At 61.3% G+C, this 14,829-nt stretch carries 13 protein-coding genes; 4 read left to right on the top strand and 9 right to left on the bottom strand.

Going from position 1 to position 14,829, the window contains the following annotated elements; genetic code table 11:
• Window positions 1-22: 22 nt before the first annotated feature.
• Entirely contained in the window at window positions 23-694 is a 672-nt protein-coding gene (locus BLV41_RS02550; RefSeq protein WP_170835408.1) for a septum formation family protein, read from the top strand.
• A gap of 112 nt (window positions 695-806) precedes the next feature.
• Window positions 807-2,366, top strand: coding sequence for a glycan biosynthesis hexose transferase WsfD (gene wsfD / locus BLV41_RS02545; protein ID WP_170835407.1), 1,560 nt, complete (start codon window positions 807-809; stop codon window positions 2,364-2,366).
• An 85-nt stretch (window positions 2,367-2,451) separates the two neighbouring features.
• Here the strand turns inward: wsfD and ftsY are convergent, their stop codons facing one another.
• Window positions 2,452-3,642: a signal recognition particle-docking protein FtsY gene (gene ftsY / locus BLV41_RS02540; protein WP_074710280.1), complete on the bottom strand. Its 1,191-nt coding sequence runs from the start codon at window positions 3,640-3,642 to the stop codon at window positions 2,452-2,454.
• Window positions 3,643-3,708: 66 nt separating this feature from the next.
• Between ftsY and BLV41_RS02535 the strand changes: the two genes are divergently transcribed.
• Window positions 3,709-4,938, top strand: coding sequence for an MFS transporter (locus BLV41_RS02535; protein ID WP_074710278.1), 1,230 nt, complete (start codon window positions 3,709-3,711; stop codon window positions 4,936-4,938).
• 35 nt (window positions 4,939-4,973) lie between these two features.
• On the opposite strand, the gene BLV41_RS02530 is transcribed toward BLV41_RS02535, so the two are convergent.
• Together BLV41_RS02530 and BLV41_RS02525 are read right to left on the bottom strand one after the other, a co-directional pair.
• Complete coding sequence (locus BLV41_RS02530) at window positions 4,974-5,489, bottom strand: flavin reductase family protein (RefSeq protein ID WP_074710276.1); 516 nt, start codon at window positions 5,487-5,489, stop codon at window positions 4,974-4,976.
• 130 nt (window positions 5,490-5,619) lie between these two features.
• A complete protein-coding gene (locus tag BLV41_RS02525; protein WP_074710274.1) occupies window positions 5,620-6,825 on the bottom strand; it encodes an LLM class flavin-dependent oxidoreductase in 1,206 nt (401 codons plus the stop codon).
• A gap of 301 nt (window positions 6,826-7,126) precedes the next feature.
• On the opposite strand from BLV41_RS02525, the gene BLV41_RS02520 reads away from it, so the two are divergent.
• Window positions 7,127-8,098 (top strand): ABC transporter substrate-binding protein, encoded by a 972-nt coding sequence (locus BLV41_RS02520; RefSeq protein ID WP_074710272.1) that lies wholly within the window; start codon window positions 7,127-7,129, stop codon window positions 8,096-8,098.
• Window positions 8,099-8,272: 174 nt separating this feature from the next.
• Here BLV41_RS02520 and BLV41_RS02515 read toward each other — a convergent pair whose 3' ends face one another.
• From BLV41_RS02515 to BLV41_RS02490, 6 genes are read right to left on the bottom strand one after another with little or no spacing between them, the layout of a single operon-like run.
• The gene (locus tag BLV41_RS02515; protein WP_074710270.1) at window positions 8,273-9,712 is read right to left on the bottom strand and encodes an NtaA/DmoA family FMN-dependent monooxygenase; all 1,440 of its coding nucleotides are present in this window, start codon (window positions 9,710-9,712) and stop codon (window positions 8,273-8,275) included.
• A gap of 9 nt (window positions 9,713-9,721) precedes the next feature.
• Window positions 9,722-10,864: an LLM class flavin-dependent oxidoreductase gene (locus tag BLV41_RS02510; protein ID WP_074710267.1), complete on the bottom strand. Its 1,143-nt coding sequence runs from the start codon at window positions 10,862-10,864 to the stop codon at window positions 9,722-9,724.
• Window positions 10,861-11,709 carry a DUF1684 domain-containing protein gene (locus tag BLV41_RS02505; RefSeq protein WP_074710263.1) on the bottom strand — a complete coding sequence of 283 codons (849 nt, stop codon included), beginning with the start codon at window positions 11,707-11,709 and terminating at the stop codon, window positions 10,861-10,863. The genes BLV41_RS02510 and BLV41_RS02505 overlap by 4 nt, the downstream gene beginning before the upstream one ends.
• 51 nt (window positions 11,710-11,760) lie before the next feature.
• Entirely contained in the window at window positions 11,761-12,753 is a 993-nt protein-coding gene (locus BLV41_RS02500; protein WP_074710261.1) for an ABC transporter substrate-binding protein, read from the bottom strand.
• 10 nt (window positions 12,754-12,763) lie between these two features.
• Window positions 12,764-13,582 carry an amino acid ABC transporter ATP-binding protein gene (locus BLV41_RS02495; protein WP_074710259.1) on the bottom strand — a complete coding sequence of 273 codons (819 nt, stop codon included), beginning with the start codon at window positions 13,580-13,582 and terminating at the stop codon, window positions 12,764-12,766.
• A complete protein-coding gene (locus BLV41_RS02490) occupies window positions 13,579-14,655 on the bottom strand; it encodes an amino acid ABC transporter permease (RefSeq protein WP_083360564.1) in 1,077 nt (358 codons plus the stop codon). Before BLV41_RS02490 ends, BLV41_RS02495 begins: the two co-directional genes overlap by 4 nt.
• Window positions 14,656-14,829: the final 174 nt, after the last annotated feature.

Here is a 14,829-nt window from a genome sequence, read left to right as displayed (position 1 = left end):
GACGCCTGAGGAAAACGAGGCCGTGAGTGACACTAAGCCGGCAGTCCCCTGCACCTCGGATCACACCAGCGAGACGTTTCGGATTGCTAAATTGCTGGGCAGTCTGGCCGCCAGCGATTCCCGCCCAAACTCATCACGTTTGGCAGCGGTAACGAGTCAATACTGCACCGTTGAGATGCTGCGCGATTATCTGGGTGCACGGGACCGTGACACAAGTTCTGCTCTTGGAATCACAGCCTACTTTCCAGAAACAACCGCTTGGAGTGCTGGAGACCGGACGGTTCGGTGCGATCTTGTGGTCAAGAGCCCCGGCAGTGACGAACCTGTATTGCTCACTGGCTCACTCCAGGACGTGATGGCAACGCCTGCCTCGGCTCGGCTGCGCACATGCTACCCGGACGCGCCTTTTCCAGAACCGTCAAAGGAACCCAGCCTGACGGTCGTCTTGTGTTCGGAACCACATGTTGGCGAAGATATCAACGCTTGGCTGAACATCAACAACAGCAATCCCCCCGAAGCTGAGGTTCTGGGCAAGTGCACACCATTTGCCGAAGAATTCTTTGCTCCCGCCCCCATCCCGGAAGGCGTAGCGGTTACCGGAATCGTTGTGCCGGGAAATGGAATGTCAACGCTTCGATGCGCCGTTCGATCGAAAGACTCCAAGACTTTGAAGGGCACCTTGCTCCATGATTGAAACTTCCGCAGCTGGCAGTAGCGCATCAGCTGAAAATGATGGGCCGTCTTCCACAATTGGCGATGGTCCCGAAACCGGTAATCAACCCGCGGCCAATCCTGGAAACGCTTCTGTGGCAGTCGCAGAGAAACCCACTCGCCAGCGCTATGCCAGCCTTGCATTCCGGTGGTTTGGGACCACTTTCAGCCCGGGCAGCCCCGTTCGTAGGATTCAACATCACGGCCTCGCCGCGGCCGTTGCAGGAATCATGGCGGCCACGGTGGTCCTCGTTCGGCTGCTGCTGCCCTCCACCGTTGGCGTCGCAGACCGTGGCGACGGGTTCATGATGATGTGCCGGCTGGGACTCAGCAATGTCCGCCCTTGGAGCTACCAAGAGTTCACCCAGTTCATCTTCCCGCAGTGGGTTCCTCACAGCTGGGTTGGAGAGGCCTGTCCGGCAAATAGTGACTCGCTGTACTGGTTCTCCTCGCCGCATCTTCTGGCGTGGCTGGGCCAGCTCCTGACGCCGGTGCTGGGGTGGGGCGATGGTTTGGACACCCGCGCAATTGCCGTTGTCAGCGCCGCAGTGTTTGGACTGTTGTTGGCTGGTTTTGTTGTGGCCTGCCCTGGCCGCTTGCCGTTCCGCCTCTTGGCAGCTGCTGGAATGACCGCTGTCGTCTCAGACAGTAGCTTTGCCGTCTTTTTCGTTTCCCCATACCCCCAAGCAGCTCTTTTTCTGGGGCTCTTCGGGTTGTTTGTCTCACTGCTATTTCTTTGGCGCCGCGACACGGTGACCATCCCAGGTCTCGTAGGCGTGGCTGTGGCCGCCCTCTGTGTATTTACAGCGGATCCGCAAACAGTGGCGATTCTGCCAGCGCTGGCGCTGGCCCTCTGGTGGCGTCCATCCCGTACTCGCGTGGGCGCTTCAACTACCCTCGAGGCCACCGGCAAATACCGGTTCATCCGGCGCATTGCCGCAACCATGGTGATTGTTGTACTAACCGCCGGAGCTGCCCTGGCCTTGGGCGCCACTGCGCACAAAGACCGTGAAGCACAGCTGTACAACGCAGTCTTCGCGGAGGTTTTGGCTTACAGCCCCAACCCTGAAGGGGATTTGGCGTGGTTTGGGGTAGGCGCTGATTTTGCCCGGTACGCCGGGACCAGTTATGGAACGGCCGATTCTGGGGTCAACAATCCGAACTTCGAGCAGTTCACAACTGAGGTTGCCAACCTGAAATTGGCTGGCTTTTACCTGACCCACCCGGAGCGCTTGGTGAGCCTGTCAGAACGTGGGGTTCTGGCCCTGGTTCGACCGCAAATGAACTATTTGGGTCACCACACTCAGGAAAGCGGCCAGGCAGAGTACTCCCAGGACACTCGTGTCTCTGTGGTGTCGAAGATTCTGTGGGGCCTGGGTTCGGCCCCCATTGCCGCGTTCGGACTCCAACTGCTGGTTCTCGTGCTGGGTGTGGCGGTGGCCCTGCGCAGAAACGTGGGGCTCGTGGCTGTGGCTCTGGGGCGTACCTCAACAATCATGGTCGTTGCAGCCTGGCTGTTGTTCTGGAACGTCATGTTTAGCCAAGGTGAAGTTGACATTTATTTCCGCATGCTCGGACCGACTTTCCTCACGGCACTGTGCCTGCCGCTGCTACCCATGCTCGTTTCAATCCTCGTTGCCGGACGTCGGCCGTAACGGCCGCAATGGGATAGACACAAGACACAAAGGAGGGTGCCCGCCAAAGCGGGCACCCTCCTTTGTTGCATCCGATCAGTGGCGCTTAGCTCAAGAGGGCGTCCACGAAGTTCTCTGCGTCGAAGGGAGCCAAATCATCGGCACCTTCACCCAGGCCCACCAGCTTCACGGGAACGCCCAGCGTCTTCTGGATGGCAACAACGATCCCACCCTTGGCCGTGCCGTCCAGCTTGGTCAGCACAATACCGGTGATGTTGACGACCTCTGCAAAAACCTTTGCCTGCGTCAGACCGTTCTGGCCCGTGGTGGCATCAAGCACCAACAGCACCTCATCAACCGTGGCCTGCTTTTCAATGACGCGCTTGACCTTGCCCAGCTCGTCCATCAGGCCAACCTTGTTCTGAAGGCGTCCTGCGGTGTCGATCATGACAACATCAACCTCCTGGTCGATGCCAGCCTTCACCGCCTCAAACGCAACAGAGGCCGGGTCTGCACCATCGACGTCGGACTTCACGGTGGGAACGCCCACGCGGGCACCCCACGTGGCCAGCTGCTCGGCAGCCGCGGCGCGGAAAGTATCCGCGGCACCCAGCAGCACGTCCTTCTCCTCGGCGACCAGGACACGGGCAAGCTTGCCAACTGTGGTGGTCTTGCCGACACCATTGACGCCGACCACCATGAGTACGGCGGGGCGGCCGTCGTGACGGTCAATGTTCAGGCTGCGATCCATGGTCGGATCAACGAGCTTGATGAGCTCCTCGCGCAGCATCGCCTGCACGTGCTCGGGGCTGCGCACGCCCAAAACCTTCACGCGGTCGCGCAGGGTATCCACCAACTCCATCGTGGAATCCGTGCCGATGTCAGCCAGCAGCAGCGTTTCCTCGACCTCTTCCCACACGTTTTCATCGATGGTGTCGCGTGAAAGAAGTGCCAGCAGGCCCTTGCCCAGCGCGTTGTTTGACTTCGACAGGCGCGCACGCAGCCGAACCAGACGGCCTTCAACGGGCAGTGGAGTCTCCAGCGACGGGGCAGCCGGGGCTTCTGGCTCAAGCAGTTCCGTTTCAAGGTCCGACGCCGGAGCCTGGGTATCCGGGCGATCGGCGACCAGCGTGTCGCCTTGGGCGTCGGCGGCATCCAACGGTGCCGGGTCGTTGGCATCGCGGGGGCCGGTGTAGTTCTGGCTGTTGCGGCGTGCCTTCAGGAAGACGGGGATGAGCCCGCCAATGACGGCGAGCCCAACAACAATGGACAGGATGATGGGGAGAAGATCGTTCACTCACCCAGTCTCTCATGGTGCCCACAACACGCCAGTTTCAGCCACCCTGTGACAAACTCTTAGCTGATGAGAATGATCAGCTCCCCTTCCCCCAATTCCGCAAAGCCAGCTCCGGTGAAACTTCCCCGCGAGATCAAGGTGCTCGTTGCGGCCGCCTTCATGATCGCGATCGGCTTCGGCATTGTGGCCCCCGTGCTGCCGCAATTCGCCCAAAGTTTTGATGTCAGCGTCACAGCCGCTGCCGTGGTGGTGAGCGCCTTTGCTTTCACGCGCCTGGTCTTTGCCCCTCTGAGTGGCTGGCTCGTTGAACGCATGGGAGAGCGTCGCACCTATATTGTGGGAATCCTGATTGTTGCCGTGTCCTCCGCGGCGTGTGCCTTTGCACAAAACTACTGGCAGCTCTTGGTGTACCGCGGACTTGGCGGCATCGGTTCCACCATGTTCACGGTGGCAGCCATGGGCTTGCTCATCCGGCTGGCTCCCCCACTGGCGAGGGGCCGGGTTTCCAGTTTGTACTCCGGATCATTCTTGCTGGGCAACATTGCCGGCCCTGCCGTGGGCGGATTGTTGGCCGGTCTTGGCCTTCACCTGCCGTTCCTGGTCTACGCCGCTGCGCTGGTGCTGGTGGCGGTCCTAGTGGCGACCATGCTCCCGGCCGTTGTCCCCTCCCATGCACGAAGGGCGGCAGCCAAGGAAGTTCTGCCGCTGCGGACGGCTCTGGTGCTGCCGGCCTACCGCGCTGTTCTGACATCCGGATTCGCCAACGGCTGGTCAGCCTTCGGCATCCGCATGGCGCTTGTGCCCTTGTTCGCCACGGCGGCCCTTGGCGCAGGCCCCGAGGTTGCCGGCATCTCCCTGGCCGTGTTTGCCATTGGCACCGGTGTGGCGCTGACCTTCTCGGGCCGGCTGACCGACACCTGGGGCCGCAAGCCCATGATCTTGGCCGGCCTGGCTGTGAACGGCCTTGCAATGGGCGCCCTGGGGTTCACAGGCACCGAGTTCTGGTTCTTCCTGGTCTCCGCGATCGCGGGCTTGGGCAGCGGACTCATGGGCCCCGCACAGCAGGCCACCGTGGCCGACATCATTGGCAACGAACGCTCCGGCGGCAAGGTGCTGGCCACATTCCAGATGAGCTCAGACCTGGGCGCCATCATCGGACCCATCGCTGCCGGATTCCTTGTGGATGCTTTCTCCTACGGCCCGGCCTTCCTCATGGCAACCGCCGTGGCCCTGATTAGTTTCCTTTTCTGGCTCCCCGCCAAGGATACGAAACAGGACCCGGCCGTTCTGCACTAGACGGGTTCATGCGCAGCGAACCTGTCTAGTGCAGATCATGCGTTGGTGCCTATCAGGACAGGAACCGGTGCGACGCCGGCATACGCTCCCTTGTAAAAGAGCAAAGGCTCGGCCTCTGACCTTGCTTCCAGGGCGCGCACGGACCCCACAACTATGGTGTGGTCTCCGCCGTCGTACTCCTGGTGAAGCTCGCAGTCCACCCAGGCCAACGCCTGGTCCAAGATGGGGTTTCCCAAGGGTGAATTGGTGTACTCCACGCCGGCGAACTTGTCGGCACCTGACCGCGCAAACTGTGCCGAGAGGTGCTGGTGCTCGGCGGGCAGGATGTTGATCGTGAAGCGTCCCGCAGCACGCAAGAGCGGCCAGGTGGAGGATGTACGGGCCGGGCTGAACGTCACCAACGCCGGATCCAGTGAGAGTGAGGCGAAAGATTGGCAGGTGAATCCGGCAGGTCCTCCCTGCGTCGCCGCGGTGATGATTGTCAGTCCAGTGGCGAAGTGGCCGAGGACATTGCGTAGTTGCTGGGGTGTGACGGAGAGTTCCGGTGACATGGCGCTTCCTTTCGAGGATGTCCTGCTACACCATCACCTCGACACCGTCCCGGCCAAGGTTGCCGACATCCTCGGCAATACGACTCAATGGCACTCAACATGAGGTGACGGGGCGTAACAAAGGCCCCATTCAGCCCTGCATTTTTTGCACAATCACTTCCATGCGCAAATCGAGATCCAGCCGAACGTCATCCAAATCGCCCACTTCAATGACAGGCAGTGTGTGGGTGGCGCCGCCCTTGATGCCAGGACCGCGTCCCGACAGGCCCAGATTCTCCCGAAGGGTGCTGGCCGCGTAGTCGGCGGGGTACGCTCCTCGCGCCTGCAGCTCGGGAACCAGGTGATTCACAATATCGGCCAGTTCGTTGGCGAAGAGCCAGGGCATCACCGTGAATCCGTCTACAGCGCCTGACCGGGCAAAGTCCAACAAGGTTTCGGCAACGCCGGCGTAGGATCCAATGAACGTCCGTGCGTCCCACACAGAGTCGGGCAACTGCTCACGCATCCAGTCCGCCCTCCCAACCGCCTCGTCGGCCGTTGGCGCCAGGACGAAGGTTGCGGTCTGGATAATCTTCACAGCGTCGGCACCCCGCCCGGCTTGTAGACTGCGCGCAACCACATCTCGTCTGAAAGTCAGGGCTTCTTCCAAGCTCGCCGCCACCGAAATGATCACGTCGGCGAAATCGGCGGAAGCAACATCTTGGGCGGATTCGGCATCATGGATGATGACAGGGCCGCGACTCGATTCACATTGGCGAAGCGCACCCAAACCCACACTGTAGAGCTGACCGTCGCATTCGAAGGCACCCAGCGTTTCCACGGGCCCTTTGGGATCTTCCTTGGCTAAAGCCTCCCAGTCTCGCCGGGTGGATTCGATCAGGCTGCGGCGCCCGTCAGCTGAGGCGATGCCTTCGTTGTCCGATTCGAGGGCCGCGTCCCCGTAGATGGCTCCATCGGCCAGGATGTGCCATGCCGCCCGGCGGGCGGAAATCGAATCCAGGGCAGCGATGCGGCGGGTGAGGTCCGCCGGGTCGTCATAGTCAGGGGCAGCCGCCGCGACAAGACCAATGTTTTCGGTTACGGCGGCAAGGGCGGCCAACAGCGTTGCCACATCATTGCTGCCGGACGGATCCGTGGCGGATACGGCTCCGGGATCTTCCCGCAGCCAATACCGTTCGTCCAAGGTCAACAGTGAAAACAATCCTCGTTCCGCCGTTTGTGCCAGGGTCCGCAATTCATCAAAACCCAATTGTGCGGCCGGCCCCAAAAGATTGACCCCAAAATGGAGCTGGCCTGTTGGGGTAAACCCGGTCTGTGATGCTGCGTTGAATGTCATGATGTCTTTCTGCTGATGTGAAAGGTGACCGGTGCTGCGGGTCCTGCAGACGGCTTCGTGTTTAGAGCGTTTCACAATGCCATGAGTGCAGTGTTGCAAACCGTAATATTTGCATCGCACGCGGAGAAAAATCCCTGGCAATCCGGGCCTGAATGGCTTCAGCGCCATGTCCTGATGAGTCGCAGGACTACGCACCATGAACGTGTATATCTGTGCGTTTCCTGCGCTTTGTAACTGGACCACAGGCTGCCGGATAGTTGCTGTCACCACACCAATCCACCAACTTTTGGCAGAGGAAACCATGAAACATCCCATCACCCAATCAGCTCTCAGCATCGCCGTAGCCGCCTCCGCGCTCCTTGGTCTGGCGGCGTGCTCGGACCCCGGTGCCAGTGCGGCGCCAGCTGCCGCGAACACCTCCGGCACCAAAACATTCAATCTGACACCCCAACAGGATCGGGTCAGCGTCACAAAAGACCCGGCAGCGGCCGCACTGGTCCCCGACGAGATCAAGAAGGACGGCAAGCTCACCGTTGCGGTCGCACTGGGCACGGCTCCCTTGGGCCTATACGCAACTGACAACAAGACACCCATTGGCAATGAGGTGGATGTAGCAATCGCTGTTGCCCAGTCGCTGGGTCTCGAGGCGGACATTGTGCCCGTGGCATGGGCAGATTGGCCACTGGGAGTGGCGTCCGGGAAATACGAGGCCGTCATATCCAATGTGACGGTCACCGAGGAACGCAAGCTCAAGTTTGATTTCGCCACGTACCGCGAAGACGTGTTGGGCTTCTACGCAACAACGGACAGCCCGATCACGAAGGTGGAATCGGCAGCGGATGTTGCCGGCAAGAAGGTGATTGTTGGATCTGGAACCAATCAGGAAGCGATCCTTCTGGCCTGGGACAAGGAAAATGTCGCCAAAGGGCTGGCACCAGTCGAGTTCCAGTATTACGACGACGACTCCGCCTCCACTTTGGCGATGCAGTCCGGGCGTGCTGATCTGACGTTCGGCCCCAATCCCTCCGGTGCCTACAAAGCCGCCACGGATGGCAAGTCAAAGCTGGTGGGAATCGTCGACGGCGGCTGGCCCTTGAGCGCAAGCATTGCCGTCACCACCGAGAAAGGCAATGGCTTTGCCGTTGCGGCACAGGCGGGCCTGAACCACCTGATCTCCGATGGCAGCTACGCCAAGATTCTGGACAAGTGGGGTCTTTCCAGCGAGGCCGTCAAGGAATCTGAATTGAATCCGCCCGGACTGCCGGCCAGCTAGGTTTGGCACCGGAGTACGACGGCGGGAGGTGACCTTTGATTCAAAGGTCACCTCCCGCCGTCGTCCGTACCCGATCCCCAAACGCTCGCTCACTTATGGGGCTGAATTCCGGAACGCTTCTGCACGAGGTGCAGGAGCGTTCGCTGAAACTGCCCCATAAGTGAGCGAGCGTTGCTAGAGCTGGAGTTGGCGGGCGGCTAGTTCCAGCCCTATCTCGCTGGCACCGTCGTTGGCGACCGGGCGTTCGGGGATGGGCAGCCCCAGGTGATCACGCAGGGTGGTGCCGGCATACTCGGTGGGGTACACGCCGCGGGCCTGCAATTCGGGGACCAAATGATTGACGATGTCGTCCAGTCCGGTGGGAACCAGCCACGGCGAGATGTTGAAGCCGTCCACAGCACCCGTGGCAGCATAGCGGGCAAGGTGGTCGGCAACGTCCGAATAGGAACCCGTGAATGTGGCATCAACCCGACTGGTCTTGCCACTGACAAACTGCCGGATCGACAATCCCTTGTCGAGCGCCTCCGCCCGCCACTGGTCCGCCAATTGGCGTGCCTTGGCCCCATGGAAGCCACTCCCCCGGGTCTCGGAGGTTTCCACAACCACGGGATCGATTGCAGGCAACGGACCATCTGGATCGTACTCAGAAAGTTCCCGCCCCCAGAACTGTTCCAGGTAGGCAATGGCCTGTTGCGGCCCGATCTGCAGGCTGCGAACCCATTCCTTCTTCTCGAACGCCTCTTGGGCAGTCGCCCCGAGGATGAACTCGCTCGCCGGCATGATCTGCACGTCATTCGGGCCACGGCCGGCATTAACGCTCCGGGCAACGATGTCACGGCGGAAGGCAAGTGCCGCCTCGTAGGCCGGGTGCGCGGAAAAGATGACGTCGGCCTGCCGGGCCGCGAAGTCGCGGCCCTCCGGTGAATCGCCGGCTTGGAACACGATGGGCCGGTATTGCCCGCTCCGGGGCAGTCTTGGGGCGTAGTCAACGGTGTAGTGCTCGCCTGTGTGCTTAACCTTCCGGACCGAACCCGGGGTGGACCATGCAGCCGCTGTCTCGGATTCGGCAATTGCGCCACTTTCCCAGCTGTCCCAGATCCTTTTTGCCGTCTCCACGAATGCCTCCGCATGGCGGTATCGGTCAGCATGGTCCAGATACCCGCCACGGCGGAAGTTCTCACCCGTCCAGGCGTTGTCCGTGGTGACAACGTTCCACGCTGCCCGGCCACCTGACAGCAAATCCAGGGTGGAGAACCGGTGGGCCAGGTGGGCAGGATCGTTGTACGTGGTGTTTTGAGTCGCCACCAGCCCAATCTTGTTGGTTACCCCTGCCAAGGCCGCCAGCATGGTCTGGGCATCCGGGCGGCCTGCCACATCGAGGGCGTGGGGGCGGCCCAGATGCTCGCGCAACCGCAAACCTTCGCCGAGGAAAAATGCTGCGAAGATCCCTCGCTCGGCAGTCTGTGCCAGGTGGCGGAAGGAATCAAAGTCTGTTTGCGATCCCGATTCCGTTGCCTTCCACACGGTGCCTGAGTTGACGCCCTGGAAGAAGACACCAAACTGCAGCTGTCCACTGGGAATGAAGCCGTTTCCTATTTCGCTGTTCTCACTCATGGTCTGTCCTTAATTCTCGACGTGCGCATAGCGGTTGGCCGGATGTGCCAAACCCAGCAGGTCACGGAAAGTGGCATCGGCTGTTGTCGGCGCCAAAACACCACGCCGCCGTAGTTCCGGCAGCACCACGCGGGAAAGTTCATCGAGATCCACGTCCAGGACGGCCGGGTGCAGGCGGACGCCGTCGGCCGTGGCCAGAATGTTCGTCAACAGTTCCACGAGGCCTGCCGACCCGCCTGCGTAACGGGCGCGCTTGCTGGTCCACGGGGTGTGCGCGTCGAGTTCGGCAACCCGTTCGGCTGCACTTTGTCCGCGGGCATCGAGGACAACGTCCAACTCGGCGATGACGGCCACCGCGCCTTGGGAGCGTTCGCGGACACGCCCAGCCTCCGCGGCAAGAACATCTGCCGAGGGGGCGGATACCAACACGGCATCAATCCCGGAATCCGGGCCGCCCACGGCTAGTCCCCCGGCCACCAATGCGGCCGGCGCCACCACGGGCAACTGCCCTTGCAATGGACGTGGAATGATGGACGGCCCCTTGACCGAATACCCCTGGCCTGGGAAATCGGGACCGGTTTCAAAGTCTGCATAGTGCAATTTGTCCACATCCAGGTATCGGCCGGATTCAACGTCACGGATCACGGCGTCATCCTCCCAGCTATCCCAGAGCCGGCGTCCAACCTCAATGGAAGCAGCCGCCTCCGTGACCAGCGCACGCCCTTCTACAGCTCCACGTCCCACGGCTGCCCCTTCGAGTTCGGTGCCGCTCGCGGCAACGAGCCAACCGGCCCGGCCGCCGGAAACATAGTCCAGGCTGGCCAGCTGGGTCGCCACATGGAACGGCTCGGTATAAACCGTGTCCACCTCGGGAACCAGCACAATGCTGCGCGTCAGCGGCCCGGCAAAGGCTGCGCGCTGGACGGCATCGAGCCGGCCCCCAATGTCCGCCCCGTCGCCCACCTCACCATCGGAAAATGTTGCAATGTGGAAGCCTGCCGATTCTGCGGCCAGTACTGTGGCTTTGATCCGATCACCGGTCAAAAGTTCGGCAGGTGTGTGACGTGCTGCCCGCCAGGCAGCCGGGTGCGCCCCGTCTCCGTCAAGCTCCAGGGCTAGGAAACCCTTGCGGGGCTGATCTGTGGCGCTCATGCGGCGGCCTCTCGTTCAAAGGGGGTCTTCTCGCCAGCGGCGATCGAGACAGGAAGGTGGTTTTCGGCTGGCGGCAACGGGCAGGTGGCCAGGTCCGTATAGGCACAGGGCAGATTCACGGCGCGGTTGAAATCAAGTGACACCGAGCCTCCCTCCTCCGGAGCAGCAAACGTCAGGGACCGGTTGGCCGCATATGTGGTGTCCCCCGAGGTCTGGTCCGTAAACAACACCTGGAAAGTACCCGGTGCCGATCCGTTGAATGCTGTCAGCTCCAGCTCTTGTCCGTTGATCTTGAATTTCACTTGGCCTGGGGCCTGGTACACATGCGCAATACCTTCGACGGCGGCGCCAACGGTTGTTTCGCGCGGTTGGCGGAAGGGAACATAGGTTGCTGCGAGCGCAAACTGATCATCCGGGGCGTAGCTTGGTGTGCCGCGGTAGTGGCGCAGCAACGCGTTGTTCGGATCGCGGGGTCGGAGAATGTATCCGCCTCCGCGCTTGGCCAGTTCCAGCACACTCTGGCCATAACCGAGGTTGAAGCCGTCACGTTCGGCGATGGGCCCAAAGACCAGTTCGCCGTCCGCGTTCAGTGCTTCAGGGGTGTTGAGCTCCACGCCGTCGCGGAGCAGGCTTTCCCCGGCATCCAAGGTGAGATGAACGGCGTCGTCCGCAACGCGCCACTTCCCCGGCGCGCCGGCAAGCTCCGCGGGGTCGGCGGTGAGCCAGTGCAGATCCGTGACGGCCAGGAAACCGTGGGGATCACTGCGCAGTTTTTCGTGGGCGTCGTGCCAGTGCTGCCACTGCGTGGTGAATACATCAAGGCGAGTATCAGTGGGTGTAGACATGGTTACTCCTGTGCGTGAATTGTTCTTCGGGAACGTTCCTTGGCTGCGAGGTCATTTGGCGCCTGCCTTGTAATTGGCTGCGGTAATGGTTTCGGCGGCCGGGAGAGCTTCCTCGCTCAGACCCCAGCGAGCCAGGACCTTCCCATAGCTGCCATCCTTGATCACGGCGTTCAAGGCATCGGTGATGGCTGGCGCCAGGCCGTTGTCCTTGAGGGTGGTGGCCGCCACGAGAGTTTCATTGGGCCAGCCCGCGTTGACCTTGCCCACGATTTTCAGATCATCGCGGGTGTTGGTGCGGTACACGGCGGAGGGGTAGGGCGTGATATTGACGTCCGTGCGCCCGGAACCCAGCGCCAAAATGGTGTCCGCGTCGGATGAGTAGTACTGCAGCTCGGCCGGAGCCTTGCCCTTGGCAACCAGCTCCTTGTTCCAGGCGAGCAGGATCTTTTCCTGATTGGTGCCCGATCCTACGGAGATCTTCAACCCGGAGATGTCGTCGGAGCCCTTGATGTCATGGTTTGAGGTGCTCTTGGCTTCAAAGGCCATGTAGGCGGCCCGGTAGGTGGAAAAGTCAAAGAGCTTCACGCGGTCGGCATTGATGCCCACATTGGAGAACACCACCTCCAGGTCACCGGATTGGGTCTTGAGCGGCCAGTTCTCCCATGCCGTGACCTGAACATCCAGTTCCAAGCCAAGCTTGTCCGCCACCAGCTGGGCAAGATCGAGTTCCGAGCCGACGGGCGTCTTGTTGTCCGTTGCGTAAAAACTCAGCGGCACCGATCCAGCCGTGGTTCCCACGGTGAGTTTGCCATCCTTGGCGATGGCCGCGGGCACCTCCGCCACCAGGGCGGCATCCTTCTCGGCACGGATGCGGTTCTGCTCAGGGGAACTGTTGTAGACCACACCGTTGGCGGCCGCCGTCGTCGAATCACTGCTCGCGGCCTGGGCCCCGGGATCGGAGCAGCCCGTCAGCACTGCCATGCCGGCAAGGACGACGGCGGGAAGCACGGCGAGGGTGCGAAGGCGAGGGGAAGGCTGTGACATGAGATGTTCCTTAGATGTTGAAGGCTGGTTCAATGATTTTGGAGAAGAAGCTCTTGGTGCGCTCCTGCTGTGGATTGGCGAAGATCTCCGCCGGAGTGCCGCTCTCCACGATCTGGCCCTGGTCCATGAAGACCACCGTGTCTGCCACGTCGCGGGCAAAGCCCATCTCGTGCGTGACAATGATCAAGGTGGTGCCGGAGGTGGCCAGTTCGCGAATGACGTCCAGGACCTCGTTGACCAGTTCCGGGTCAAGGGCGCTGGTGGGCTCGTCGAAAAGCAGGATCTTCGGATCCAGCGCCAGTGCCCGGGCAATGGCCACGCGCTGTTGCTGCCCGCCGGAGAGTTGGCGCGGGTAGGCCTGTGCTTTGTCTTTGAGGCCCACCCGTTCCAACAATTCCAAACCACGACGGCGGGCCTCGGCTTTGGTCTTGCCCTGCGCCACGACGGGTGCCTCCGTCACGTTCTCCAGCGCGGTGAGGTGACCAAAGAGATTGAAGTTCTGAAACACCATGCCGATCTCGGTGCGTTGCTTGAGGATCTCCTTTTCGCGGAGTTCATGCAGGCTGTGTCCGCGCTTTTTGTAACCCACCAGGGAGCCATCGATGGCGATGTAACCAGAATCCACCTTTTCGAGGTGATTGATGGTGCGTAGCAGCGTTGACTTCCCTGAGCCCGACGGGCCAAGAATGGCTGTCACTGCCCCGGGCTCCACCGTCAGGGACACACCTTTGAGGACATGCAATGCGCCAAAGCTTTTGTGGACATCGGTAATCTCCACCAGGCCGCGTGTGCTGGTAGGCGCCGGAGCCTGTGTTTCGGTGATGGTCATCGCAGGTCCTTGGCGTTGGTGCGGATGGTGAAGAACTTCTTGGCTTTCTGCAGCGGCGTCAGCGGCAGCGTGCGCACAGCTCCCTTGGCGTAGTGCCGTTCGATGTAGTACTGGAAAACACTCAGCACCGAGGTGATCACGATGTACCAAAGCGTTGCCACGAGCAGCAGGGGCAGAACCTGCTGTGTGCGGTTGTAAATGACCTGCACGGTGTAGAACAGCTCCGAGTACGCCAGCACATAGACAATGGAGGTGCCCTTGACGAGGCCGATGATCTCGTTGAACGCCGTGGGGAGAATGGAGCGCATGGCCTGCGGCAGGACGATCCGTGTGGATCTGCGCCAGGCCGGGATGCCCAGCGCCGACGCCGCCTCAAGCTGTCCCTGATCCACGGAGAGGATGCCGCCGCGAATGATCTCCGCCGAGTACGCGGCCTGATTCAGCGTCAGGCCCAGGATGGCCGCGGCAAATTGACTGATCAGTGTGGTGGTTTGAACCTCGAAGAACGTCACGCTGGTGAAAGGGATGCCGAGGCTGATCTTTTCGTAGAGATAGCCGAGGTTGTACCAGAGCAGCATCTGCACCAACAGAGGTGTGGATCGGAAGATCCAGGAGAACGTCCAGGACACCGAGACCAACAATGGCGAGGCTGAAAGCCGCATGAGCGCCAAAATAAAGCCCAACACAAAGCCGAGCGCTCCGGCGATGACCGTCAGTTTCAACGTTTCACCCAAACCGCGGATCACGGATTCTGCCGTGAACCACTGCGCCACCACATCCCATTCCCAGCGCGGGTTGGTGGCCAGCGACCACAGGATCGCTGCCAGGCCAAGGGCCACCACCACCGTGCCAACCCAACGCCAGGGATGTTTGGCGGCTACCAGTTTGTAGCCTGAGTAATCGGCAACAGCGCGTGGCGGAACGCCGCCGCCCGTCCCAGTCTTGGGTGGCACCGTGGCACCCCTGCCGCCAGCTGCCGTGCCGGCGTCGTGCTTTGCTGGGATGTTCTGCCCTGGGGCGGCCTCATCTGTCTGGGTGGCCGATGTGCCCACCTCGGTTGGTGCGTAGCCCATGAGCCACCTCGATTCTTCCTGTGCCTGACTGACTCTTTACTTGCTCGATGGCTGCAAATCTAGGCGCCATTTTGGGCATCGTCCAAGGCACCCGTTGCACTGCTTCATGATGGGACGCACGGCGTCACATGTCGGTTCGTGAACGCAGAATGACGCCCTGTGAACGGCGGTGAA

Source organism: Arthrobacter alpinus, from assembly GCF_900105965.1.
GTDB lineage: Bacteria > Actinomycetota > Actinomycetes > Actinomycetales > Micrococcaceae > Specibacter > Specibacter alpinus.
The sequence above is the reverse complement of the archived record's forward strand: the minus strand, read 5'-3'. Positions and strand labels throughout refer to the sequence as shown.

Coding starts and splice junctions, on each gene's coding strand:
- BLV41_RS02535 (WP_074710278.1), top strand. CDS start 3,709: ATGAGAATGATCAGCTCCCCTTCCCCCAATTCCGCAAAGCCAGCTCCG.
- BLV41_RS02530 (WP_074710276.1), bottom strand. CDS start 5,489: ATGTCACCGGAACTCTCCGTCACACCCCAGCAACTACGCAATGTCCTC.
- BLV41_RS02525 (WP_074710274.1), bottom strand. CDS start 6,825: ATGACATTCAACGCAGCATCACAGACCGGGTTTACCCCAACAGGCCAG.
- BLV41_RS02520 (WP_074710272.1), top strand. CDS start 7,127: ATGAAACATCCCATCACCCAATCAGCTCTCAGCATCGCCGTAGCCGCC.
- BLV41_RS02515 (WP_074710270.1), bottom strand. CDS start 9,712: ATGAGTGAGAACAGCGAAATAGGAAACGGCTTCATTCCCAGTGGACAG.
- BLV41_RS02510 (WP_074710267.1), bottom strand. CDS start 10,864: ATGAGCGCCACAGATCAGCCCCGCAAGGGTTTCCTAGCCCTGGAGCTT.
- BLV41_RS02505 (WP_074710263.1), bottom strand. CDS start 11,709: ATGTCTACACCCACTGATACTCGCCTTGATGTATTCACCACGCAGTGG.
- BLV41_RS02500 (WP_074710261.1), bottom strand. CDS start 12,753: ATGTCACAGCCTTCCCCTCGCCTTCGCACCCTCGCCGTGCTTCCCGCC.
- BLV41_RS02495 (WP_074710259.1), bottom strand. CDS start 13,582: ATGACCATCACCGAAACACAGGCTCCGGCGCCTACCAGCACACGCGGC.
- BLV41_RS02490 (WP_083360564.1), bottom strand. CDS start 14,655: ATGGGCTACGCACCAACCGAGGTGGGCACATCGGCCACCCAGACAGAT.